The following is a 25,581-nucleotide window of genomic DNA, read 5'->3' on the forward strand; positions in this document are numbered from 1 at the left end:
ATTTAACCATTTTCTCATTCTCTATTTTCCCGAAAATTTCATATAGGTTCCGCCCATGTCTGACTCTACCGTTTCTAATTCTAACATTCCTAATGAGCACTCGAGTTTGACCGAATGGCTCGATTATATGCAGCAAATTCATGTCTCGGCGATAGATATGGGCTTATCTCGCGTATTGCCGGTTGCTGAGGCGTTAGGCGTGGTACAGTCAGCCAAAGACGATGCTTATGTATATACCGTAGCGGGCACCAATGGTAAAGGCTCAACGACCGCGGTCATCGCGCAGATGTGCCAAGCGGCAGGTTATAAAACGGCACTGTATCAGTCACCGCATCTGAGTGTGTTTAACGAGCGCGTGCGTATCAATGGCGAGATGGTCAGTGATGAGACGTTGATTGATGCCTTTAACAAAGTAGAGGCGGCAAGGTTACAGTGCGCTTTAACCTTATCATTTTTTGAGATGACAACATTGGCCGCACTATTAATCTTTGCCGAAGCAGATTGCGATGTTTGGGTGTTAGAAGTGGGGCTCGGCGGTCGCTTAGATGTGGTTAATATCATTGATCCTGATATGGCGGTGATTACCAATATCGCTATCGATCATGTCGATTGGCTAGGCGATAATGTCGAAGATATCGGCCGTGAAAAAGCAGGAATCCTACGCGATGGTATTACCCTAGTTTATGGCGATAAGACGATGCCAGCGAGTGTACAGCAAGCGATTGCCACGCATCAGGCAACTTGTTATCAAGCTGGACAAGACTTTAATTATCGTGAAGTAGATACCGACGTTTGGCAATATAGTAATGCTGCTGTCACTATGCAACTACCGCGCCCCACGCTATCCTTGACTAATACTTCCAATGCTTTATCAGCGGTGCTGGCAAGCCCATTAAATATTGATAAAAGTGCTATTGAACAGGCATTGCAAACGGTCAAGCTTGCCGGTCGTTTTGATTATCGTGAGACCCATAACCGTCATTGGCTGTTTGATGTGGCGCATAACGAGCAAGGCGTTGAGTTTTTATTGGCGCAATTATTACCACTTTGGCAGCAGCATCTAGCAACGCAAAATAGTTGCGAACAAGGAACTCGTAAACCTGCTAGCATTAAAATGCTGTTTTCTATGTTGGGCGATAAGGATATCAATAAAGTCGTGCAGCGTTTAGCTGAAGCGGGCTTGCCCATTAGCGATTGGTTTATCGCTGAGATCGATTATCCACGCGCAGCCAGCACATCGCAGCTGCAAAGTATTTTAGCAAGCTATGTTGATAAGGCACAAATACATGCGTTTGAACGTTTATCAGAAGCGACCGCCGCTGTTATAAATGACAGCCAAGCGCAAGACTTAATCGTGGTATGTGGCTCGTTCCATACGATTGGCGAGGCGCTAGCGGCTCTTGCTGCTGATAATTTAAATTAAAATCATACTGATTTAATGTTAGTCTTAGCAGGAGTGTGATGGCAGACAGTATAAAAAATATGCTTTATAATCAAACTGCTTTACCATACTGCTATACAATGCTATGTACAAATTAAAATGGCTATAAACAGCTTGTCTTAGCATTTGAGAGTGGCTGGACATAACTGGCGGCGATATTAAGTTTCAAGATTGTTTATTAAAGCTATATAAACATAGCTTGGGACGATAGTTGCGCCGCTCAATCAACCTTATTACCAACTAAGAGACGTAAACGGATGAACTTTTCGAGACAAGCCTTATTGGGCATTGGGATGATTATCGGCGGTAGCGTGATGCTGTACGCCATGGTGCAACAAATTGGCGATAGCAATAAAACAAAACCTGCTTCAGCGATGATAGAAAAACAAAGCCCGGCGCAAGAATCTCCCCAGCCCTTGACGACTGATATCGAGACTGAAAAGCGCATCTTGGCACAAAAACAAAAAGAGCGCGCCGCCCGCGTAGCAGAGCAAGAAAGACGTGCACAGCAATTTTTAAGTGAGCAAGAGGCGGCTGAAGCGCAAGCATTGGCCAAAGCGCGCGCCGAAAGTCAGCAATATTTGGCAAGCACCGCACCTGCTAAAGATAAAGAAGCCGAGGAGAGTAAAGACGCTGAACAAGACACGGCGACCGCGACCAAATCTAGTACAGATAGCGATAATACTGCCACGGCAACTGAGAGTGATAATAGCGCCCGTGAGCAGAAAAAAGCCGCTCAAGCGCAACAAGAAGCCAAGCTGAAAGAACAAGCAGCAGCTAAAAAGCTAGCAGAGAGTAAAAAGGAAGCGGAAGCAAAAAAGCAGGCAGAGGCTAAAAAACAGGCTGAAGCTGAGAAAAAACAAAAAGCTGCAGAAGTCGCTAAAAAAGAAGCACCAAAATCGCCTACGGATTATCAGGTCAAAAAGGGTGATGGGCTGATTAAACTGGCACGGCAACACAATATGCCCGTAGAAGTCTTGGCACAAGCGAATAACCTTTCACCGTCGACCTCGCTACAACTGGGTCAGAATATCACCATCCCATCGCGTCAGCAGGTTGATCGCTTAGCACGTGAAGCAGCAGCGGCTGAAAAAGCGCGTGAAGAAAAGCGTCAAAAAGAAGAAGCGTTAGCCAAGAAATCGGCCGATGCCAAGCGTGAAGCGCAGCAGAAACTGAACGAAGCGCGTAAAGAAGTGAAAGAAACCGATGCTAAAGGCAGTTTTGGTGTACAAGTGGCACTGGCGAATGACCAAGCCAAAGCGGATGAGTTGGCAAAAAAATTCCAATCAGCAGGCTATCAAGTCAAAACCAGTCCTACCAGTCGTGGTGTGCGCGTCATCGTCGGTCCTGAACGCGGTAAAGTGGCCGCTTTGGCGCTAAAAGATAAGATTAATAGCGACCCGAAAGTTAATACGACAAGTGCTTGGGTTTTATACTGGCGCTAAAATAAATTTAAATTGCTGCAATCTGATAGCCATTAGCGCTAAATAAACCGCACAATTTTAACTACGCCCGTTTTCACTTTTATCATTCTCACTAAATTTTTTAACACGACATCTATTGTCGTGTTTTTCGTTTTATCGTTTGCCGATTGGGGCCAGCTTGGTTACGATGTGCGCCGCTATTTTCTGTTTCTTCCTATTCTTTACTGTACTGTATAACCTGTCAGCCTATAAAGGCTGCCCTGCCGCGGTTGGCTATGTTTCGTCATTTTATTTAATGACATCCTCTACGTAGCTGACGGCTTTCATTATGTATAAGGTAAAACCATGTCATTTGGCGTTATATTTTTAATATTGGCAGTTGGATTTGTCGGGCTGATCACCCTGCCAAAACTGTTTTCTGATAAGCAGGCCACTGAGCCTGAGCCACCACCTGTGCGCGGTGATGAGCTGACTATTTGGCCATTTGCGCCCATGCCTATTATGACTGATACGGAAGTTATCTTCTTTAAAAAGTTAAAAAATGCCTTGCCCGAATATCATATCTTTGTCCAAGTTCAGCTGTCTCGTATCATTGAAGCAAACAGTGACGAAACCTCGGAGCGTAGCTTTTGGTTCAATCGCATTTGTCGCCAAAGTGTCGACTATGTCATCGTGGATATCGATGCGCAGACTACCTTGCTGGCCATCGAGCTTGATGATTGGACGCATAATAGTAAAGCGCGGCAAAAGGCGGACGATAAAAAAGACAAAGCGCTTGCCAGTGCCGGTATTGCTATCGTGCGTTTTCACGCCGAACGCATGCCGAGTGCCGATATGCTCAGATATGAACTGATGCAGGTGATTGAGAGTTATTGAGGTTATAATAAAAACTTAACCTTTATCTTTTGCTTAGCCAAGCTTTTTAGGATAAATCACAATCGGCCTGTCACCTTCAAAATATAATCCTGTTCTTAAAACACCGTTTTCAGAATAGATAAGTGGTAACAGCCGATTGTCATAAAAGTCGCGCTTGCTAAACCATTCAATATAATGAGCGGCGCGTAATGCAGTTACATCAATCGTTGCAAGCGTGGCATTATTAGTTTTATCGCACCATTCGTGCATCGGAAAGCTTGGTGTTAGCCAATGAGGGTAAACGAAATTAGCGATGTTCATTGGCAAAAAGAAGCGTCCTTTAATAACACCATAACGCTTATCAATCTTCACTTGGCCATGACTTTTAGTCTCGACCCACACCGTACGAAACTGTTTGGTTTGCATGTGGGTCATTTTGCGCTGTAAATTGTCGTTAGAATTGATACCGACCCAATTTATCGGCGCAAACGGTGCTGAACCCATAAAAAACTTAATCGCCAGCTCCCAATGCTCAACCAGATTGTCTTCATGATTATACAAAATCAAATCCAGCTCGCCTGTTGTCTGCTTGCCATTGTATAACTGCACGTTATTGGCAAGCGTCTCGTACCGATGTAATTTGCGTGCAAAGCCATCTTCTAGCCAAAACGATAACAATCCTTCAAAGTGAAAACCCAAGCGATTGGGGCTAGGACGTTTTAATAAATAGCGGGTTAATGCCTGATAGTCATTGGTGGTATCCAACTCTTTTAAACGCGGCTTATAAGCTTCAAACTGCTGTTGCCAAAAGTCTGCGCTATGTATTGCAACTTTGTGGGTAGTTTGATGCGGTGCGAAATCTAACCACGTCGTCAAGACATTAGGGCAGGCGAGCACATACGCCAAATCACGTACAAAAGGTCGCCGATAAGCTTCCCAAGGTGCATAGCTATCAAGGCGCGGCGTAAGCTCAGACATAGGACACACCAGAGTAAATATAAAGTATTTACCCTAGCGACTTGCTTACTAAAAGTCTATAGCGAATCGTAATATGTTAAGATTGTAGTCATTTGGCAGAATATATGATTGCCAACCCTTTAATAATACAGAGGATTAAATTATGAAGTACCTTTTGCAAATCGACTTTCCTTATAGTGGTCCTTTTGGTAGTGCGTTTTTTGATGCCATGAAAGAGCTGGCTGAAGATATCGCAACCGAAAACGGTTTGGTCTATAAGCTATGGACAGAAAACAAAGCAACGCAAGAAGCAGGCGGTATTTATGTGTTTGATAATTTGGACGATGCCAACAGATATTTAGACAAGCATACTCAAAGACTAACTTCATTTGGTTTTAAAGACATCAAATCTAAAGTATTTATCATCAATGAAGCGCTAAGTGCGATTACTAAAGCATCTTTGTAATACTTCATGAAGAATAATGAGCATAAAAAAAGCCAACCATTGATATCAATGGTCGGCTTTTTTGTTCAACTATTATATTTGGTCGGAACGGCAGGAAGTAAAGTAAAGTCTGTATGCCTTGTAATATATAGGTTTGGTATTTTTATATTATGACGATACCAACAATAATACCAACAATCGTTTTTAATAACGCCGTTTTTTGGCTGTTTGCTGCTTCACTCAATATTATTTTGTAATTATTTTCACTGTTTGCCGTTTCAACATTTTTCAACATGCCAGCAAATTAGAATACTTTTTTATACTTACACTTTTTTTGCATGGGGTTAAATTGCTAATCACTGCACGCGCTCAATAATGGCGCTTAAATGCGTGCGTTTTTCGTGCGTTTTATTGCATCTATACTATTTAGCCTATTAGGAATTATTCCAATTTTTTGCTTCCTAAAAAATATCTGATTCCACTCCTAGCCGTTTGCTGTCCTGACTTGGCGGTAAATAGGAATAATGGAAAATTCGCTGTTTTGCTTCCTATTTTCCTTGCTTCCTCGCTTTTTGCTTCCATTTTGGGGCATCTGCTCATTAGGTTTTGAATATCAGGTTTTATTAGGTTTTGTGCAGCCCATAAAAAAGGCAAACGCATAACGTCCACCTCTCAGAATAACAATCATTAAACATTAAGCCTCTAAAAAAGGTTCGGCTTTAGGGGTCAGAGTGACTTGCAAGCCCATACCATCAATAATTTTTAGCATGGTGTCAAAACGGGGCTTTTCGGACTGTAGTGTTTTATAAAGACTTTCACGTCTTATGCCTGTCTTTTCTGCTAGCTCGTTCATGCCTTTTGCGCGTGCAACATCGTTTAATGCTTGGATAAAGTCACTAGGTGTGCCATCGCTCAACGCTTCATTTAAGTAAGCATTAATAAGAGTTTCATCTGTTAGGTATTCTGCTACGTCAAAACGGCTGATCTTAATATCGGTCATTGGGGGTGCTCCTTTTCTTGTTCCTTAACCTGCTGCCATAGGGTGCAAGCCTTATCAATGTCGCTTGCTTGGCTATCTTTACTTCCTCCTATCAACAATAGATAAAGGGTATCGCCTTGCTGGGCATAATAGACACGGTAACCATTGCCTTTGAATATTCGCATCTCATAGATACCGTTTGTGTTGGCTAATGGCTTATGGTCACCAAAGTTACCGCTTTGCGCTCGCTTGATACGTGCCAATATGCCTACTTTGCCTAACGGGTCTTTGAGCTTGTGCAACCATCGTCTAAATTGTTCGGTTTGGTTAATATCAATCATGGGGATAAATTATAAGAATACTTATAATTGATTGTAAACTTTTGGATAATAGATAACAAGTTACGATTGTATGTGGCGTATATAGAAATGTAGGCAAAACAAAAAGGCAGACGCTTAACGCCTGCCTTTGATTGTTTTGTCTTAATGTGATTGTGCGTGATGGTTATACCGAATTAACCCACAACGTCGATATTATCAATCTGCTGCATCAACTCATGGGTTAAGCTAAGCGCTGCGATGATATTCATATAATGCCTAACATCACTCATATCAAGCGTTCGACCTTGACGGTCTTTCAGCCATTTTTGCGCGGGCTGGTAACCTCCGATATAAAACTCCCATGCGATGAGCGGCACATTCGTAAAATATTGAGTATCATTAAGCCAAACTTTACCAATGCTGTTATCTACTTCGTCAGGCTCAAAGCCAACGCTGGTCTTGGTCATTTTACGAGTAACGGCATTATCACCTCCTACGGGATAACCTACACCAAGCGCTTTAGTTTGTGCGGCAAGCTTTGGTGACTCTAACAAATGAATTTGGCGCAACTCGCTACCAAGCGCGACTAACTGCCAAAAAGTATCGGCATCGGTAGGATAGGGTACACGTGGGAAGTCTATCTTTAAAAACTCTTTATAAGTCTCACGGTATGTCGGGCTATGCAATACGGCATAGATATAATCAAGAATATCTATCGGGGCAAACGTGCCAGCCTCCGCCATCTTTTCATTGGTAAAGGTTAAGCCAATGGTTTTAGCAATGTCTGCCACAATTTCAGGGTCAAGATTTGATGTTCGGGCTGGTTTGTCTTCAACTCGTGATTCTAATAGCTCAGTTTGGTCGTCTTTTTGAAGATATAGATAAAGTGGAAATACATATCCGCCACCTCTATAAAAAACATTATAGTCAACTAGCTTGTTTGTTGTAAAAACTAAATTCCAAGGCATATTACCAATTACTTGTCCTTGCCTTCCTATTATCAAACATTGGTTATCGTGACCATCTATATGCTTAATCACTTTATGCGCTGGTCGGCTAATTATTTCTTGAGAGTAATACATGAACTTATCTTCGAAAGGTCTATAAGTACAAAGATTGATGTTTTCTTCATCAAAGCTATTGTTTTTAATAACTTTAGTTATTTTATAGCTACCAGAATCTTTGATGTTATATTTTTCCACAAAATTCGTATCGAAGACGTTGCTAAGTAAAGTAAAAACTCTAGTACTTAATAGTTTCTTGTTATCATCATAAAAGAGATTATCTCTGTCAGTTTTTATACCTGAGTTATTGATTTGAAATATATCTTTTAACTCAAATGACTCCTCATATATATTCCTGTTTTCAAAATCTCTAGGTGAGAAAAAGTAGTAAGGTTCTTCCACTTTGATATCTTCCCAGCCAACAGTAGATATATTGTTGTTAATTAGAAAATCATATTTTTCTGCTCTTTTACCAAAAATGGATTTATATCTAATAGGGGTTTTTGCTTTATTAGGATTTTTTATAAAAATATTTATTGAAACGCCTTGCATGATATCGAATACATTCTCATCTATGACATCGCCATTTTTAAGCTTGGAAAAACCATTTAAGTCCAAGATATAAATGCTATCAAAACTTTCAATCAAATTTTTACGCATCTGCCGATGTGTAATTCCATCAATAAAACTGTTATTAGTAATAAACGCTAAGATACCTTCGCCATTCTTTTCTACATAATGTTGTCCGTAGCGAATGAACTTAATATAGTCATCATCAAGGTTTATCTTTTTCTCATTTAGATTCTTCTTATAATCCATTATGAGATTTTGAATCCACTCACCTTTGTTAGAACTACTAACAGAGTATGGAGGATTACCGATTACTACCATCACTGGTGCATCACGCTTAATGGCGTTAGCCTCATTTGCCTCAGCAGACAGCCAGCCAGCAAATAGCGTTCCTGTATCGGGGTTATGTTCTTCTAGTGAGTTGGTCAGATAGACCTGCATACGTTTAGGCTTAATAGGCTCATAGCCTGTATCAGCAAGTAGCATATCAAGCTTTAAATGCGCCATTGCATAGCTTGCCATCAATAGCTCAAAACCATGCAAGCGTGGCAATAGGTCTTGCTCAACGTAGCTGCTCCAAATGCCGCCCATATTTTCAAACTGACTGTGAAAGATATGCTGAATAATGGCGGCAAGGAATGTCCCTGTACCAGTCGCTGGATCAAGAATTTGCACCTTATGTACTAACTCTTTAATCATCTTATAGCCCGTCTTAGTGCGACTATCAGGGGTTTGTGTCTGTTTTTCTATTTCTATCTTACTGGTATCTGCTATACCGTCTGCTAAATCAAACTCAGACTTCAAAATATCATCTACAGCGCGGACAATAAACTTAACCACTGGCTCAGGGGTATACCATACACCGCGCTGCTTACGAAGTTTGGGGTTGTACTCTGCAAGGAAAGTCTCATAGAAGTGAATGATAGGGTCTTGTGTCTGAGTAGTCTTACCAAAATTTTTGAGTATAGCTGCTACATCGGTGGCGCGAAATACATCAGCAAGGTTATCTACCGTAGTTTTAATACGTGGGTCAATATCAATACCAGCCACATGAGAGAACAACTTTCTTAAGAATGGATTAGTTTTAGGGATAAGCTCAGCCGCTTCTTGACGACTAAAAGTGTCTAAGGTGTCATCATGCAAACGTGCGGCAAACATACCATAGGCGAGTGTTTGCGCGTAAATATCAGCAAAGTCTGCTGGGTTTAAGTCATGTATAAGTACGCCCTTAAAAGTCTCAAACTGGGCACGTAGGTCTGAATTATCGTCTGAATTTTCATCGCTGATTAGTGCCTGATAAAGCGTATGTTCAAGTAATCGCGCTTTACCTGCCATCAGGACTGCAAGACGTTGAGCAGATTTAATCGTTTGGCCGACATAGACACAGAAGTCACGCAATAGCTCAGCCAAACGCTTAAACTCACCATCATGCGACTGCACCACGCCAGCAACCAATTCACCGACACAGACCTCATGAACGCGCTCACCATTGACATAAAACTCAAAACGCAGATAGTCAGTGATAATGAGGTTATCAAGTGCGGCCTTATAGCGGTCAAACTGCTCTTTATACAGTTTTGAACCTAAGTCTTTACCGACGTCTTTGGCTTCAATAAAGCCAATGGGAATATCTTTTTTGCTAATCAAAAAGTCAGGGTTACCGCAGTCCGTTACTTGGCTTGGCTCATTGGTCACTATTACATCAGGTACTAAAGCATTAATTAAAAATTCTAGGTGTATGCGGAAAGTATGTTCTGAACTGTGACCTAACTTAATTCTTGAGGCTACTTTATTGACGTAATCGCTAACGTGTTGATGATTGCTATCTGACATAGATATCCCTAAGTGGTATTGATGAATAAATGGGCTGGATTATAAAATTTAAAATAAGGTATGAAAGTTGTGAGGGTTCGCCTATAGGGTGAGGGTGCTATATCAATATAACGTCACTGTTTGGCATCTTAGCGATAATGCTTACCTCACCACCTAACGCTCTAACATAGTTTTGCAAAGTCGATAGCTGAATGTCTTTACCGCTTTCTACCTTTGATATGCTGGCTTGTGACACACCCATAATGACAGCAAGCTCAGTCTGCTTTAGCTGTTTGCTTTTGCGTATTTTGGCAAGCTCAATAGACTGGCTTAATATCTTAGATTTATTGTTGATCGCTTGTTGTCTATCGGCTGGCAAGACTGCTACATAATCATTTAGTGCGCTAAAATGCGGCATAGATTAGACCTCGATTTTTATATACCCTCATAATACAACAATACAGTTATATTTTGTCGGGTTTTGAGCTATTGGCTTTAGCCTACTACTATAAAAAGGAAATTATCAGCCATAAAAAAGGCAGACGATAAACGCCTACCTTTGATTATTTTTGCTGTACCTTAGTTTTTTGCTTGGGACACTTGGGACAACGGGACAACGCCCGTGGTTATTGGCTTGTAGCTGTCCCAGCCACTTTTTAGCCTTTGGGACACTTGGGACAGATTAACAAATTGCGCTATTTTGTCCCAGCTGTCCCAGTGGGGTTTTATTGCTTGGGACAGTGCCTAGCCCTTGCTGCGTATGGGTTGTCCCAGCTGTCCCAGCTGTCCCATTGCTTTTAGTAGGTTCACAACTTAATATATCGTTTTTGACTGCATACACGCGCGAGCGGTTCTTCTTAAATGGTAAAGGCACTCTGCACGTTTTGCGGTCACTTTCTGTCACGTTCAATAGTCCAGCTTCATCTAACACTTGCAATACTTTGCTTTTATTGAATGGTGAACAGACTTCATCAAACGTACTGGTAGAGAAATAATATTCCCCTGTGTCGTAGTTATGATAGCCAGCACGGTTTGTTATCTTAGTTTCAAAGTCTTGGTGCATATGAATGTGGCAAGGTTGAAAGCGACTACTGCCATGCTGTTCAATAAATGCCTTGATATGCTCTATGATTTGGCGCTGCTCATGCTCACCATCACGCCCATAGTTATCAAGCCAATTATTTAAGCATGTCATAACGGCGGTGGTTGCTTGCCCTGCTTGCCAGCCTGTAATACCTGCCAGCGTTGCCATTTCACCAGCCGCCGCCACAATAGCGAACCGTTTAGCGACTCTATGCGCTTGTGGGGCAAGGTTGCTATATTGACTCATAAAATCACTGACAAACTGCTTAGCGGTGGCTGTGGTCGCTGCCTTGTCACTGGTGATATGTTCTAGCCATGCGATACCAGCCGCGCCATAGTAAGCCTGTGATAACTCTTTTATCTTATCGGCTTGTCCTGCGCCTGTGTCTGCCAGTACCAAACTATCAAACGTCTTTAAGCCTTTGCCAGCATCAGCATCTATATGCGCCACTCGAACCTCAATACCTGCATTAGTCTTTTGTCCTGCTTGCGCCATTTCTTGCTGTATGGTTTTTTCACCATTCGATAAAAAGATAATGCGCCATGTTTTGGCTATGCGATTGTGCCCCGTGGTGGAGCTTCTACCTTTGCCTGTACCATTGCCTAACATATAAATAATATTACCCAATATCGTGGGGTTGCCCTCACTGATTTCATCGAGGGGTAAAAAACTGTCGTTATACTCGCTTGCTGTGCCCTCTAAGGCGTTATCAGTGCTGCGCCATGTCTTAGTGTAGCTGTCAGGCTTGCCCCATACACTAGCAGCCGTTTTAAGCGATAATGACTTACCCATAGTGCTTGAGCCTATAATATGAAAACCGCCCCCATCACTGCCTAAGGGCTCTAGTAACTGTCCAGCAAACGCGCAAGCAATCGAGAAAACAAAACGGCTCTGTTCGGCAAGTGGTTTGCATAACTCATCACGCCATTGTTCTAGCGTACCTTGCTGGGTTATGGTGCTGTTGATTGCATGGGCAGACTGATAGACGATTAACTGCTTACCATCGCTGCCTATTGCGCCATCAGGTAATATATATTGCTCACCATGCCAGCCCAGCTTATCCACACATAACGCCCGTTTATGAATGGGGTATTCTTGAATATAGGTGTCTAAGTAACTGCGCTGTTTGGGATTGGTGGTAATGTTTAGTCCTTGACTGGCTAGCTCTCTACGATACTCGCGGGCATCACCTTGTAGTAGTGATAACGGCATTGACCACGTATGTAGTACGCTGTCATCATCACGCCATTGCAGTAACCGCCCCCATGTACCGCTGTTTGTGTCCCTAGTCTTAGCGATAATCTCAATCGGTGAACAAATAAACGCCTTAAACTTAAAGGTTATGTTTGCTGGATCATCAAGATTATACTTCACAAAAAACAGTCCATCATGGTACAGCTCAAAACACCCACTTTCATCAATCATAGGTTCATTAAGCTGTGGGGCTCTGTCTTTGCGCCATTCAGGGTAGTGGACGGTATCTTGTAAGCTGATTAGCTGGGTGTCATCAGCTGCCAGTATTGCCTCATAACTGTCATCTTGTAGCATTGTGACGATATGAGCCACGGTAACCAGTGCTTGAGCTTTCACACCTGCCAATGAGTTTATTAAACCCTTATTATCAAGTGTCATCGGTACGGTAACGGGCGCGGCGGCGCTCCAATGCAGCACCATCTTTTTAAGGTGCTGGTTTGTTTTTTGAGGACTAACAATGATTGTCTTATCGCTAGCCATTAAGTATGAATGAACCTCGATACCATCATCTATAGTATCAAGTGCTATCACCTCATTGGCTTTGTTTAGCTCACCCATGACGATAGCGCCATACCCTGTAGGGTCAATGACAATGGGCTTTGCTTTGCTGTTCGGTGTGTAGAATACCGCGCCTACAATATCGCCTTGTTTATCGGTCAATCTTAGGGCTATCGTGCCAGCGGTCGGTACTACTTTGTCGTCATCTGTAGTAAGATTGTCGGTGACGTTAAGCAAACTATGAGGCGGTAGTAGGTCATATAGTTTAAGCAATAGCTTATCGTTTGCCAGTCCTTGCCGTGTGACTGCATCAAAACTATTTATTACCACTGTAAAGCCTGTGCTAAATGCACGGGCTTTTTCATGGGTGTGTGCTTGGGCTTTGTGGCTTTCTTCTGAAGTCTTGCTGATTGAGTTAGCCATGATAGCTACCTCCTAGTGATTTATGAGTTAATGCCACGCTATACAGTATAGGGTGACGGGTCTTACTCTCGGCATCACTAGAAGCCGCCCTGCATATTCGCCCGTAGGCTATTGTATTTTGCAGCGTCAACCCGTCATAGTCGATTAGCAAGTGATTTGCTATAGATATGAGGGAGTAACCCCTTGTGGCGCGTAAATGCGCTTTTGGGGCGGTGCTTGATGGCACAGTGACAGCTTGAGAGGCTGCACCATTATCATGCACAAAAAAAGCCAATGAATAACGGCTGGCTTGTCCGCTAGTGATTTTTGAGAGGTCTATATAGTAACTGCTGCTATTATCACTTGCAATCGGTTTTGCATGAACTGGTTGGCTCGCTATCAATGACAGTAGCAAGCCAATGCCTACTACCCATGCAATAAAAATAGTAAGGCTAAGTAGTAAGCTGCGTTTGTAGAGCTGGCTGTCGCTATACTGACAATGGTCGGCTTTTAGATTGGTTCTGTTATGATTCTCAAACATGACTTACTATCTCCTTGTTGCAATCTGCTTTACGGCTCAATGCAACCTCGCAAACTAACTCTAGGCGTCTGCTAATAGTAATTATTTCAATAAGAAAATCTATAAAACTAACGTGGCTTATTACTTCATTATCAGCAAAGAAGCTATTTAGCATCTGTTCTGCCATAAATGGTAGTGGCTTTATTAGTTCTTTGAAGCTGTCATCATAATTCCTAAATGCAGAAGTTACTTGTTCTAGCTCATTCCACAGATGGGCAATAAAGTCGCTTAACTTTTCGCGATTTAATTCTTGAATTTTGCCTGTTTTTATAAGCTCATCAGTGATAACAGATAAGTAGTAACGCGCTTTAGCCAAAAACTGTAGCGGCTCAGGTAGGTTATTTATATTTAATAGGTTGAGTCCAGTCATACTGAAACTTTGAGCATCACTAATGAATTGAGCGTCAATATTAGATTGCTTTTCGTTTGAATTAAGCATAGTTATCACCTTTCTGTTATTAGGTTTTTTTAATGACTCCACTTGACGGCTGCCTGTCGGTAACAAGCTGTCTAGCATCTTGGTTTCTAGCTCTGCTATTTGGCACATGGTGTCACCTCACTGTTAGATAGTTCGCTTTCAAGTAAGGTTTGTTTATCGAGCCAGTAGAGGGCAAAACGCTTGTCATTGTGCGTGATCATCTCACTTTGAATAACCAGCCCTGTTAGGCGCAAGTCATGTATGCGCTGTGCTAGGCATGTGATTTGATAAAGGCGGTATGCGTCCCATGTGCTGATAGTTGCCCCTGTCATCAAGTGTGCCCGTATGGTGTCAATTTGGGTCTTAGGTGCTTGCTCGTTTGTCACTGGGGCGGTGGCTGTGGCTGTGGTAGTCATGGCTCTATACCTCGCTAGTGGTTGAGGTGTAAGAATTAAGCCATTCGTGAATGTCTGCATAGCTCCATGCGGTCATCGTAGGGCTTAACTTCTTGCCAGCTGGGAAACGTCCATCTTTTGACCATTCAAAAAGGGTGGTTTTGCTAAAAGGTAGGAACGGCAAAATGTCCTTAGCTCTACCCATGCCAGTAGTAGGCAGTTGCATCGCTGGGCTGTTTGCGTTGGTTGGTTCGGTATCGTGAGGGGTGTTATCAGTAAAGGGAATTACTGGTGTGTTTTGGATTGGGTGTGTCATGTTCATAGCTCCATGTAGTGTATTGAGCCGTAAAGGTGTTCTACGGCTTACATGAGCTATGTTAGAGGGTAAGCATGGGTGTCAGAAAAGAGTGTCACCTCAATAAAATGGTGTCTGTACGTGGTGTCACCTCCAAACGACAGAGGTTTAAAGCAAGGTTTAAATGAGGGTGACACGTTGAGGTGTCACCTTGTCAGCATGGAATATAAGTCAGATAAATTACTATTTAAAAAAATCACTCCAGTTATAGTTTTTCTGCTCTTTAGGTGTGGTAATAGCTGTAATTCTATCTATAAACCTTTTGTCTTTAGGCAAATTTTGAAAACGCTTCAAGACTAGAGGAACTTTTGAGGAATGAGATAGATTTTGGTTTAAATCATTATCTTCTAAATAAATATAGTTCCAGACATGGTGAGCAACTATCAGTTCAGGTGCTATATTTTCTTGACTAGAATCAATGAATGCTAGTTTGTTATTTCTAAAGCTCAACTCTTTCTGCATTTGATAAAAATCAAAGCCTAAATCAATATTTATTTCATCAAGGGTTTGAATACGACTTATAAAATTTTGTGCTAAATCTTTTAACCCTAGAAATATATCTAAAGCTTTATTGTCTGCTAAAAATTTATAAAAACTATTCTGCCATTCGATAACTTCTTGATAGCTTGTGAAAGTAGTAGCATAGTTAACTTTATGAGAGTAAATTTTGAACGGTAAATGACTTATATAAGAGGCAAGGATATATGGTATTTTTCCATGGTTTTCTATGTGTTTATAAGGGTATTGTGGATATTTTGGTTTGGTATTGAAAGTACCAAACTCAGCTATGAACTCAAATAAATGTTGAGGATGTTCAATAATATTAGTAGTAAGGTCTATTAGGTATGAAAGATGACCCTCTATCTTTTCTTCTTCTTCATCTGCAAGACGTAAATAATCGTTGTAAGTGAAAGGTTTTAAGAGTCTACTTTTCGAACGTTCACTATTAGAGTTAATCAATGTTTCAACAAACTTTTTTAATATGTAGTGAGCGTCAAGATTAGTAATATTACTTTCACTCAACATCATCCTAATAGGTAGATAATCCTTGAAGACGAAATCATAATACGTAAACTCAATATCATCCTCCATTGAGTCAATATCAGGATAGTGATCAACTGAAAGCTTAAGACTTTCATCAATATATAAAAAATGTTCGTAAACACTAATAGCACTGCCTGTGTCCATAGCTCACACCTTTCACACCCTTTAATAAAATAGGTGCAAGGCAGTGACAGCTTAAAGGTGTGTAAATAGCTGTCGTTCGGGTAATTAATCCTAGCCTTGCATGGTCGTTATAGCATGACGTTAGCCATGCTTTTGTGCTTGTTGTTTAAAACTGGTATGTATGACGTTATCCAACTTGCCAGCATAGGCATTATCAATAAAAATTGCCCATTCGTGCATCATCTTGGTTCTGTAGGGCAAATGCTGCGCCCCGTTATAGGCTTTGCTGATTTTGTTCTCTTTCTCATGTGCCAGCTGTAGCTCTATCGCTTCGTGCATGTATTCCTGTTCGTGTAGGGTAGTGCTGGCAAGTCCACGGAAACCGTGCCCCGTCATTCTACCTTTATAGCCCATACGCCATAGGGCAGTAATAAAAGCGTTTGTACTGTATGGCTTACGGGTTGAGGTATTAAAGAAAACGTATTGATCCGAAAAACCTAGCTCTTTAATCTGCTTTAAAATTGCCATTGTTTGCGGTGCTAACGGTACTAGGTGCGGTCTATCCATTTTCATCTTGTCGGCTGGTATGCGCCATATCTTAGCTTTGTAGTCTATCTCGCTCCATTCCATAAAGCGTAATTCTTGCGTTCTTACAAACGTGTAGCACATAAACCATAAGCCTAGCTTCACCAATAGATCACCCTCATAGGCGTTAATATCTTGTAGTAGCTTTGGTAATTGCTGGCTGGTGATACGGCTATGGTGCTTCACCTTACGCGGTTTTAAGGCTTCGGTTAGGTCGTTGGCTGGATTGATGTTTGTTAAGCCCTCACGTATGGCTTGCTTAAAGATTTGCCCCGTTTGACGCATTGCACGCCTTGCCATGTCACTAGCGCCCCGTGCTTCGATAGATTTACCAATAGCCAAAACATCAGGCGCGGTTATGTCCTCTATGTTCATGTGACCAATGACGGGCTTAATATCGCGCTGGTACTGTGAGTAATCACGGCTATAGGTGGTATCGGCAATGTGTGCCTTACGGTCATCATGCCAGCGCTGGGCTATGGTATCGAACGCCCTTGAACCGTCATTGTCTGCTTGTGTCTTTTTCTTATCGTCTTTAGGGTTCACACCATCAGCTATTAAGCGTTTGATCTCAATATTGCGCTGGCGTGCATTTTGGAGGCTCATTACTGGATAAGTGCCAATAGTGAGGGTTTGCTGTTTGCCTTGCCAGCGGTAGGCGCTAATCCATGACTTCACGCCCGTGTATCTCACCCATAATTGCAGCCCGTTACCATCGCTGTGTTTATCAGGTCGTTTTGTATCAATCGCGGTTTGGCTAGGCTGTAGCTTGTTAATACCTGTATGGGTTAGGGGCATGGGGTTATCCTTTGTTGGTATTGTCCATGTTGGTACTGCTCGATACCAACAATAATACCAACATTCTATATAGGACGCCATACACCTACAAGGTAGTGAAAACCTGAAAAACGCCCAAAATAAAGGGTAGACGGTCAATGACGGTCTACCCTAAATCTATGTTTGGTCGGAACGGCAGGATTTGAACCTGCGACCACTACACCCCCAGTGTAGTGCGCTACCAGACTGCGCTACGCCCCGAATGACTGACTATTTTACGCAAAATTATGCATATTGCAAGGGCTATTTATTTTAGTCAAAATCTACAATGGCATTTTACTTATCACAGTCAGTTGCATACATAGTTATTCAACCTTAACCTAGTAATTCTTTTAGGATTTGGTTGACTTGTTGCGGGTTGGCACTGCCGCGGCTGGCTTTCATCACTTGCCCAACCAAACCGTTAAAGGCTTTTTCTTTACCGCCGCGATACTCGTCGACCATCGCTTGGTTTTTGGCAATAACGTCTTCAACGATGGCTTTAATTGCGCCCGTATCGGTTTCTTGCTTAAGCCCTTTTTCTTCGATGATTTTATCAGCAGCGTCATCAGCATCGCCGCCTTCGCGCTCATAAAGCGCACTAAAGACTTTTTTAGCTAATTTGCCCGATAAAGTGTCATCTTTGATACGTGCCAGCATGCCAGCCAATTGTTTGGCGCTGATGGGCGAGTCGGCGATGTCTTTATCATCTTTATTAAGAGCACCGAGTAGATCGCCCATGACCCAGTTAGCTGCCATTTTGGCGTCTTGTTGCCCGACCTCAGCGACGACATTTTCAAAATAATCGGCGAGCGTACGGCTACCGGTCAAGATGCGAGCGTCGTATTCTGATAGTCCAAGCGCTTCTTCAAAGCGTGCACGGCGAGCAACAGGCAATTCGGGCATCGCAGCCTTGATGGCATCGACCGTATGCTGCTCGATACGCACTGGCAATAAGTCAGGGTCAGGAAAATAGCGATAGTCGTTGGCGTCTTCTTTGGTACGCATGGTGCGGGTTTCATCACGCTCAGGATCGTATAGCATCGTCGCTTGGATAACTTTACCGCCGTCCTCGATGATGTCGATTTGACGCTCGATTTCACGATTGATGGCGCGTTCGATAAAGCGGAATGAGTTGAGGTTTTTCAACTCCGTACGTGTTCCCAAATCTGCGCCCGGTTTACGCACAGAGACGTTACAGTCGCAGCGGAATGAGCCTTCTGCCATAATCGCATCTGAGATACCAAGCCATGTGACCAGCTGGTGAATGGCTTTGATGTAAGCAATCGCTTCGGCAGCTGAGCGCATATCAGGCTCAGAGACGATTTCGATAAGTGGCGTACCTGCGCGGTTAAGGTCAACGCCTGTCATACCATCGACGGCATCGTGTACGGATTTACCCGCATCTTCTTCTAGGTGCGCGCGGGTGATACCCATACGTTTCGGATATTCGTTTTTCTCGCCTTCATTGACCACCACGTCAATATAACCTTTGCCAACGATAGGGTTGGCCATTTGGGTGATTTGATAGCCTTTAGGCAAATCTGGATAGAAGTAGTTTTTACGGTCAAAGGTATTAAATAAGCCCAGCTCAGCATTGACGCCAATGCCAAATTTTAAGGCACGATCGACCACGCCCGTATTCAATACAGGCAATACGCCAGGCAGTCCTAAATCAACGATACTGGCTTGGGTATTTGGTTCGTGACCAAAGTCAGTCGGCGCGCTGGAGAATATTTTACTTTCAGTATTGAGCTGGCAATGAATCTCAATCCCGATGACCACTTCATAGCCATCGACGAACAGCTCTTTGCGGACAATTTCTTGCTGAGCGGCATTATCAGTAGTAGTTGCTGTGTTCATTATACCGTCTCCTTCGCGATGGTAGAGTGTTGTAAATGGTGGTCGGTATGCTGCTGGAATAGATGGGCGGTAGAGAGCAGTTTGCTTTCTTGCCAATATTGACCAATCAATTGCAAACCAATAGGCAAACCGTTTGTGGTTAACCCAACCGGCTGACTAAGCGCAGGTAAACCCGCTAAGTTAACACCAATGGTATATACGTCACCCAAATACATGGTTGCAGGATCAAGGTCTTCAGCAAGTTTATAAGCTGCGGTCGGCGCGGTTGGACTGGCGATGACATCACAATTGTTAAAAGCGTCTTCAAAGTCTTGTACGATGAGTCGGCGTACTTTTTGAGCCTTAGTGTAATAGGCGTCAAAGTAACCCGCGGATAGCGCATAAGTACCGGTCAAAATACGACGTTGTACTTCAGGGCCAAAGCCTTCTGAGCGTGAGCGCGTATATAAATCGAGCAGGTCGGTTGGGTTGTCACAGCGATAGCCAAAACGCACACCATCAAAACGTGATAGGTTCGATGATGCTTCAGCAGGGGCGAGCATATAATAAGTCGCAAGGGTAATTTCAGGGTCAGTGATGTTGACCTCTACAATCGTCGCACCAAGCGCTTCGTATTGTTTTAGCGCTGCACGTACCGCTTGCTCAACCTCAGCATCTAAGCCTTTGGTAAAGTACTCTTTTGCCACGCCAATACGTAAGCCTTCTAATGGCTTGGCGTTGTCGCCAGCAGTTGTGACGGCATCATTTAAGTCTTGCACGTAATCTGGCATATCATGCTTGATAGAAGTGGCATCGCGTGGGTCGTGACCAATCATCGGTTGTAGCAGATACGCACAGTCCATAGCACTGCGGCCCATGCTACCCGCTTGGTCAAGGCTTGACGCATAAGCAATCATACCAAAGCGCGAGATACGACCATAAGTTGGTTTGATACCGGTTAAACCACAAAATGAAGCAGGCTGACGGATAGAACCACCAGTATCGCTGGCAGTAGCAACCGGAACAAACCCTGCGGCAACGGCAGCGGCACTACCACCTGATGAGCCACCTGGGACGCGCTCAAGATTCCAAGGATTGTGTACCGCGCCATAATGCGAGCTCTCATTATCCGAGCCCATCGCAAACTCATCCATATTGAGCTTACCAAGGCTAATCATGCCGGCTTTATTGATATTGGTGACGACAGTGGCATCATAAGGTGACACAAAGTTATGCAGCATTTTTGAGCCACAAGTCGTTAAGACACCTTGGGTACAAAAGATATCTTTATGCGCCATTGGCACACCAAGCAGGGGACGCTTGTCACCTTGGGCACGCATCTCATCAGCGGCTTGTGCTTGCGCGCGCGCGGTTTCGGAGGTGTGGGTGATAAAGCTGTTGATCTTACTGTCGAGCGCGTCGATACGCTTGATATAGTGCTCAGTTAATTCTGCACTGCTAAATTGCTTGTCTTGCAAGCCCGTAATCAGCTGCTGGGTACTTAAAAGGTGAAGTTCAGACATAAGGTGTCGTCCGTCAAAATGTGAATAACATTAAATAAAGTGAAATACGGTAAAAATTATTGGGGCAATTATTCAATCACTTGTGGCACAAGGTATAAACCTGCTTCTACGGCAGGCGCGACCGATTGATTGCGCTCGCGATTGATATCGTGTTTGGCGACATCGGCGCGCAAATCTTGGCAAACTTCATGAATGTTTGATAGAGGTTTAATACCCGTGGTATCGACACTGCCAAGCGTTTGCATCAATTTTAATACATCGCTGATATCGTCGGCGTAGCTGCTGGCGGTGTCTTCATCAACACCGAGGCGTGCAAGGCGGGCAACTTCTAAGATTTCTTGGCGGCTGACATTGTTTTCAGCGGCGAGGGTTTGCTGTGACATAGTTTCTCCAGTGAAGGATGGTTTTTATTAGAGTAGAGATAAAAATAGGTAATAACTAAATAAAGTAATAATGTTTAAAATACACGCAAATAAACGATCTACCTGAGTATTTTATAAAGAGTGCCTTTATTATAAAGCATCTCACCGAAGATTACAGAGCAGGGCATCGATTGCTGCTGTATCTTTACTAACTTTACTCAAATAAGAGCGTTACAAAATTGACCGAATAGTTATGGATTGATTGTCAATTGCTCAGCATTGCGTTCAGAAATACGTTACAGTATGCAGCCACTGCTCAGCGAAACGTTAAGTAAATGCCTTTAAATGCCTTTAAATGACTTAGCAAAACCCGCCGCAGCAATAATACTTGGTGATCGCGCCTTGTTAGTGTTTGAATTAAATGATGTTTCATTAAATGGCATGCTCTGCTCTGTCATTTCAAACTTTGTAACATCTTTTCGCGTTTAACGGCAAAATCCTAGCGTACTGATGCAAATTTCTGTGTTTTTTTTGAGCTAAATCGGTATAATTTAGCTCAGTTTTTTCATTTCATCATTATTGCTTCGGTTTGACTTGCTGCGATGATAAACTCGCGCCATCGGTCATGTCTTACGACGACCTGCTCAACACTGACGAGTAACCCTCAGTCAATTTCGTTCGCCTCATTCGCCTCATTTGTAATACGCTGGATATATTAGCCATGAACCCGTTTGGATTTTTATCAAATAATATCGCAATCGACCTCGGTACTGCGAACACCCTTATCTTTATTCCTGGTAAAGGGGTGGTGCTCGACGAGCCTACAGTGGTCGCGCTACGTAGTAATCGTACCCAAAACCCTACCGTCGCCGCCGTTGGTATTGATGCCAAACAGATGCTAGGTCGTACGCCTGCCAACATCACGGCTATTCGCCCATTAAAAGATGGCGTGATTGCAGACTTTGAAGTGACACAAAAAATGCTCAAGCATTTTATCACTAAAGTAAAAGCCAAGCGTTTTATGGCGCAGCCCAACGTGGTGGTTTGTGTGCCATGCAAATCGACGTTGGTTGAGCGTAAAGCGATTCGTGAAGCGGTATCGTCGGCTGGCGCGAGCAAAGTATTGTTGCTAGAAGAACCTATGGCCGCCGCAATCGGTGCGGGTATGCCCGTGCATGAAGCCAGTGGTTCAATGGTCGTTGATATCGGTGGTGGCACGACTGAGATTGCTGTTATCGCGCTGTCAGGCTGCGTCTATGCCGAGTCTATTCGTATCGGCGGCGATATGTTTGATGAAGCGATTATTACTCATGTGCGCCGTACGCATGGCTGCGTGATTGGTGAAACCACTGCTGAGCGTATCAAGCAAGAGGTGGGTTCGGCATTAAATGAAGACAGCCAATTAGAAGTTGAAGTTCGCGGTCGCAGCATGGCAGAAGGCGTGCCAAAGACCTTTACGGTCAATTCAGAAGAAGTACAAAAAGCTTTAAGCGACCCATTAAGTGGCATTGTGAGCGCGGTAAAAGCAGCACTTGAACAGACGCCACCTGAGCTGTCATCAGACATCGCTGAGCGCGGTATTGTCTTAACGGGCGGCGGTGCATTGCTGCGTGATTTAGACAAGCTTATCTCTAAAGAAACCGGTCTGCCTGTGACGGTCGCTGAAGAGCCATTAACTTGTGTCAGCCGTGGCGGCGGTATTGCGCTTGATTTTATCAACAACAAAAGCCTAAATATGATTTTTGTTTAAGTTGTGAATATTAAAGCGCTATAAAAATTGTTTGATTCTATTTGTTTTTTCCTATTAAAGGTAGCCAATAAGGTTGCCTTTAATGACATTTAGCCATACCAAAATGCAATAAAAGTACGATAAGTCACGCGTGGTTATTAACGTGTCGACATTATTTTGAACTGACGCTATATGCTGATATTTGTTGCTCTTATGGCGCATCGCAACTGTTGCTCACCTTAAAACCTCTAGATTAGACCAATTATGATTCCAAGTATTTTTGCTCGTCAGCCGCTCGCGCTTCGTAAGACTGCTATCGTATTGATAGTGGCGCTGGTATTGATGTGGTTTGATAGCAAAAATCCAGAATGGTTTAAGCCGATACGCTCGACCACCCATGCCGCCATGCAGCCTATTTATGAGCTGTCGTTATTACCAAGTTATGCAAAACACTGGTCGAGCGGCAGCTTGCAGTCGAAAGAAGCGCTACGCCGTGAAAACATGCAGCTAAAGTCGCAACTCATCCATGCCCAAGCCAAGCTGCAGCAGCAGGATTATGTCTTGGCACAGAACGCGCGTTTGCAAGGTATCTTATCGACCACGCGCCCTGAGCAATTTGATTTAAACCTCGCGCAAGTGATTGGAACGGATACCAATCTGCTCAGGCAAATTGTGGTACTTAATAAAGGCGAGCAAGATGGCGTGCAAGTCGGTCAAACGGTCATCGATGAAGTGGGCATTTTAGGTCAGATTATTAATGTCTATCCTAATACCAGTCGCTTATTGCTGATTACCGATGAGCAGCAATCGGTTGCTGTGACCGTCAAACGTACCGGACAGCGGGCTATCGTCACTGGCGAGGGCATACCGACCTCATTACGCCTTAACTACGTCTTTAAAACCTCAGATGTGCGTGTCGGTGATGAGCTGGTGTCATCAGGCTTGGGCGGACGTATTCCGGCGGGCTACCGCGTTGGTCGTATCGCCCATGTCGAAGACACGCAAGAAGATAACTTTAGAAGTATTGAAGTCACGCCAGCGGCAAACTTTATCGATAATGCTTATGTGTTGGTGCTGCAAGATAAACTGGTTAATAGAAGAAATGCCGGTATTAAAGAAAACTAAGGGCTTGTCAGCTTACTAATAAGCCCACATTGCGCGTCATTATTGATAGCATAGACATTTTCACAGGCATTTACATAGACGTCTGGATAGACAGATAAGATAAATAGTATTCAAAATTGTTTGGTCAACTAGCGCTGCTACTCTTTTCAATATTAACTGAACGATTAAATAGCTGCTAAACTCTCGCTAAAGGTAAGTATTCATGGCATACGCGGATTTTGATGATGCAACTGGCGTACTCCCGGCCTTGATTATACTGAGTTTTATTATTGCCTCATCGCTGAGCGTCTATCCTTTAAGCCCAAGTATGGCTGCACTGCGTCCGATGGTGATGGTGATGGTGCTGATTTTTTGGTTACTGTTTCAGCCGCGCTATGTCGGGATTTTCAGCGCCTTTGCTATTGGTATTATCGCCGATTTATTAATGGATACTCACTTAGGTCAGCAAGCGTTCGCCGCCGTTATGGTCGCAATGGTCATAAAAATCACCAGTATTTATATCAGACAGCTTAATACCATTAGCGCTTGGCTTATTGCAAGCCTAGGATTGGTTGTTTTCCAAGTCAGCTTATGGATATTGCAACTCTTTATCCAAAATACCTTTGTCGCGCAATCTGCCCTATCGTTGCTTATGAGTATCATCAGCTGGCCATTAGTGTTATTAGCATTACGAAGATTTGCCCGCTAGCTTTTTACATTTATTTGTTTCATAAAGCTGAAAAACCATAAATTTATAAAATAAGAGTTATCACAATGAATCTCATTTTAGCGTCTGGCTCGCCGCGTCGTCATGAGCTGCTAACCAGAGCGCAACTCGACTTTACGGTCATGAGCGTCGATATTGATGAAACGCCGCGTGTGAATGAATCTCCTAAAGATTATATTGAACGTATGGTTGCTAGCAAAGCAGAAGCGGCGCTAGAGCAATTGAATAAAAAGCTAAATAAAAAGTTAAACGACAGGCAAACTGATTTATCTGCATCTCTAATTATTTTAACCGCTGATACCATTGGCGTCTTAGCCGATGGCAAAACGGTATTGGTCAAGCCCAACAGCCGAGCAGACGCTTACCGCATGTGGCAACAGATGTCTGATGACACCCACCAAGTATGGACAGCAGTGCAAGCAACTCAAGTATTGTTATCTGCTAAGTCTTCAAGCTCTCCAACCTCCGGCAGAGCATTTCAAATCGTGAATCAACAACAAATCACTGAGCGCACCGATGTCACCTTTATTCCTTTAACCGAAGAGATGATGGAAAACTATTGGGACAGCGGCGAGCCTGCTGATAAAGCCGGTGGTTACGGTATTCAGGGTTTGGGCGCGGCCTGGGTAAGCCGCATTAATGGCAGCTATACCAATGTGGTTGGTTTACCGCTGGCACAAACTGTGGCGTTGATTAAAAATATCACGGCTATCAGCGCCAACGATAGAGCCTAAGCATTGAGCAAATAAGCTGAGTAAACAGGTAGGTGAGAGTAGCGCGTATTTGATGTAGGATAATTAAATGGTTGGTCTTACATGAGATGGCAAATGGCTATCACTCAATCATTTGCACATAATGACACGCTAGGATAATGGGCAAACCCAAGGTGCATTTGGTACACTGTGAGGCTACCAAACGATGAACGCTTCACAA

General features: G+C 43.3%; 24 protein-coding genes and 1 tRNA gene. 8 read left to right on the forward strand and 17 right to left on the reverse strand.

Translation table 11 applies throughout. The features are described from left to right. Positions 1–55 precede the first annotated feature (55 nt). From folC to JMX70_RS11375, 3 genes are all read left to right on the forward strand, one after another. Positions 56–1,423, forward strand: a complete 1,368-nt coding sequence (folC, locus tag JMX70_RS11365; protein ID WP_201592197.1) for a bifunctional tetrahydrofolate synthase/dihydrofolate synthase — start codon at positions 56–58, stop codon at positions 1,421–1,423. Positions 1,424–1,698: 275 nt separating this feature from the next. Continuing rightward, the gene (locus JMX70_RS11370; protein ID WP_201592199.1) at positions 1,699–2,886 is read left to right on the forward strand and encodes an SPOR domain-containing protein; all 1,188 of its coding nucleotides are present in this window, start codon (positions 1,699–1,701) and stop codon (positions 2,884–2,886) included. Positions 2,887–3,210: 324 nt separating this feature from the next. Beyond that, entirely contained in the window at positions 3,211–3,741 is a 531-nt protein-coding gene (locus tag JMX70_RS11375; protein ID WP_201592202.1) for a DUF2726 domain-containing protein, read from the forward strand. Between the two features lie 33 nt (positions 3,742–3,774). Here JMX70_RS11375 and JMX70_RS11380 read toward each other — a convergent pair whose 3' ends face one another. Beyond that, a complete protein-coding gene (locus JMX70_RS11380; RefSeq protein WP_201592204.1) occupies positions 3,775–4,698 on the reverse strand; it encodes a DUF1853 family protein in 924 nt (307 codons plus the stop codon). A 142-nt stretch (positions 4,699–4,840) separates the two neighbouring features. Between JMX70_RS11380 and JMX70_RS11385 the strand changes: the two genes are divergently transcribed. Continuing rightward, on the forward strand, positions 4,841–5,143 hold the full coding sequence (locus tag JMX70_RS11385) for a monooxygenase (protein ID WP_201592205.1): 303 nt from the start codon (positions 4,841–4,843) through the stop codon (positions 5,141–5,143). Between the two features lie 420 nt (positions 5,144–5,563). Here the strand turns inward: JMX70_RS11385 and JMX70_RS11390 are convergent, their stop codons facing one another. From JMX70_RS11390 to gatC, 16 genes are all read right to left on the reverse strand, one after another. Next, positions 5,564–5,782, reverse strand: coding sequence for a hypothetical protein (locus JMX70_RS11390; protein ID WP_201592206.1), 219 nt, complete (start codon positions 5,780–5,782; stop codon positions 5,564–5,566). 34 nt (positions 5,783–5,816) lie between these two features. Further along, on the reverse strand, positions 5,817–6,122 hold the full coding sequence (locus tag JMX70_RS11395) for an addiction module antidote protein (RefSeq protein ID WP_201592207.1): 306 nt from the start codon (positions 6,120–6,122) through the stop codon (positions 5,817–5,819). Then, positions 6,119–6,442 carry a type II toxin-antitoxin system RelE/ParE family toxin gene (locus JMX70_RS11400; protein ID WP_201592208.1) on the reverse strand — a complete coding sequence of 108 codons (324 nt, stop codon included), beginning with the start codon at positions 6,440–6,442 and terminating at the stop codon, positions 6,119–6,121. The genes JMX70_RS11395 and JMX70_RS11400 overlap by 4 nt, the downstream gene beginning before the upstream one ends. Before the next feature lie 173 nt (positions 6,443–6,615). Beyond that, positions 6,616–9,828, reverse strand: a complete 3,213-nt coding sequence (locus JMX70_RS11405) for a type ISP restriction/modification enzyme (protein WP_201592209.1) — start codon at positions 9,826–9,828, stop codon at positions 6,616–6,618. Between the two features lie 97 nt (positions 9,829–9,925). After that, on the reverse strand, positions 9,926–10,225 hold the full coding sequence (locus JMX70_RS11410; protein WP_201592211.1) for a helix-turn-helix domain-containing protein: 300 nt from the start codon (positions 10,223–10,225) through the stop codon (positions 9,926–9,928). Positions 10,226–10,489: 264 nt separating this feature from the next. Continuing rightward, on the reverse strand, positions 10,490–13,066 hold the full coding sequence (locus JMX70_RS11415) for a DUF927 domain-containing protein (protein ID WP_201592214.1): 2,577 nt from the start codon (positions 13,064–13,066) through the stop codon (positions 10,490–10,492). Further along, the gene (locus JMX70_RS11420) at positions 13,059–13,586 is read right to left on the reverse strand and encodes a hypothetical protein (protein ID WP_201592217.1); all 528 of its coding nucleotides are present in this window, start codon (positions 13,584–13,586) and stop codon (positions 13,059–13,061) included. The genes JMX70_RS11415 and JMX70_RS11420 overlap by 8 nt, the downstream gene beginning before the upstream one ends. After that, positions 13,579–14,172 carry a hypothetical protein gene (locus JMX70_RS11425; protein ID WP_201592219.1) on the reverse strand — a complete coding sequence of 198 codons (594 nt, stop codon included), beginning with the start codon at positions 14,170–14,172 and terminating at the stop codon, positions 13,579–13,581. The genes JMX70_RS11420 and JMX70_RS11425 overlap by 8 nt, the downstream gene beginning before the upstream one ends. Then, on the reverse strand, positions 14,160–14,459 hold the full coding sequence (locus JMX70_RS11430; RefSeq protein ID WP_201592221.1) for a helix-turn-helix domain-containing protein: 300 nt from the start codon (positions 14,457–14,459) through the stop codon (positions 14,160–14,162). The genes JMX70_RS11425 and JMX70_RS11430 overlap by 13 nt, the downstream gene beginning before the upstream one ends. Positions 14,460–14,463: 4 nt before the next feature. Further along, a complete protein-coding gene (locus JMX70_RS11435; protein WP_227671258.1) occupies positions 14,464–14,754 on the reverse strand; it encodes a helix-turn-helix transcriptional regulator in 291 nt (96 codons plus the stop codon). 222 nt (positions 14,755–14,976) lie between these two features. Further along, positions 14,977–15,981: a hypothetical protein gene (locus JMX70_RS11440; protein WP_201592242.1), complete on the reverse strand. Its 1,005-nt coding sequence runs from the start codon at positions 15,979–15,981 to the stop codon at positions 14,977–14,979. A gap of 120 nt (positions 15,982–16,101) precedes the next feature. After that, complete coding sequence (locus JMX70_RS11445) at positions 16,102–17,343, reverse strand: tyrosine-type recombinase/integrase (RefSeq protein WP_201592255.1); 1,242 nt, start codon at positions 17,341–17,343, stop codon at positions 16,102–16,104. 163 nt (positions 17,344–17,506) lie between these two features. After that, a tRNA-Pro gene (locus JMX70_RS11450) sits at positions 17,507–17,583 on the reverse strand. 114 nt (positions 17,584–17,697) lie between these two features. Beyond that, the gene (gatB, locus tag JMX70_RS11455) at positions 17,698–19,224 is read right to left on the reverse strand and encodes an Asp-tRNA(Asn)/Glu-tRNA(Gln) amidotransferase subunit GatB (protein WP_201592258.1); all 1,527 of its coding nucleotides are present in this window, start codon (positions 19,222–19,224) and stop codon (positions 17,698–17,700) included. Continuing rightward, positions 19,224–20,726 carry an Asp-tRNA(Asn)/Glu-tRNA(Gln) amidotransferase subunit GatA gene (gene gatA, locus JMX70_RS11460; RefSeq protein ID WP_144297883.1) on the reverse strand — a complete coding sequence of 501 codons (1,503 nt, stop codon included), beginning with the start codon at positions 20,724–20,726 and terminating at the stop codon, positions 19,224–19,226. Before gatA ends, gatB begins: the two co-directional genes overlap by 1 nt. A gap of 68 nt (positions 20,727–20,794) precedes the next feature. Continuing rightward, the gene (gatC, locus tag JMX70_RS11465) at positions 20,795–21,109 is read right to left on the reverse strand and encodes an Asp-tRNA(Asn)/Glu-tRNA(Gln) amidotransferase subunit GatC (protein ID WP_201592264.1); all 315 of its coding nucleotides are present in this window, start codon (positions 21,107–21,109) and stop codon (positions 20,795–20,797) included. A gap of 691 nt (positions 21,110–21,800) precedes the next feature. On the opposite strand from gatC, the gene JMX70_RS11470 reads away from it, so the two are divergent. The 4 genes from JMX70_RS11470 (at position 21,801) to JMX70_RS11485 (ending at position 25,382) form a co-directional block, all read left to right on the forward strand. Then, a complete protein-coding gene (locus JMX70_RS11470) occupies positions 21,801–22,838 on the forward strand; it encodes a rod shape-determining protein (RefSeq protein ID WP_414706782.1) in 1,038 nt (345 codons plus the stop codon). A gap of 243 nt (positions 22,839–23,081) precedes the next feature. Further along, entirely contained in the window at positions 23,082–23,942 is an 861-nt protein-coding gene (gene mreC / locus JMX70_RS11475; protein WP_201592267.1) for a rod shape-determining protein MreC, read from the forward strand. 202 nt (positions 23,943–24,144) lie between these two features. Next, positions 24,145–24,630, forward strand: coding sequence for a rod shape-determining protein MreD (mreD, locus tag JMX70_RS11480; RefSeq protein WP_102077547.1), 486 nt, complete (start codon positions 24,145–24,147; stop codon positions 24,628–24,630). Between the two features lie 65 nt (positions 24,631–24,695). Beyond that, positions 24,696–25,382, forward strand: coding sequence for a Maf family protein (locus tag JMX70_RS11485; protein ID WP_201592268.1), 687 nt, complete (start codon positions 24,696–24,698; stop codon positions 25,380–25,382). Positions 25,383–25,581 lie beyond the last annotated feature (199 nt).

The organism is Psychrobacter pulmonis (assembly GCF_904846465.1).
GTDB lineage: Bacteria > Pseudomonadota > Gammaproteobacteria > Pseudomonadales > Moraxellaceae > Psychrobacter > Psychrobacter faecalis.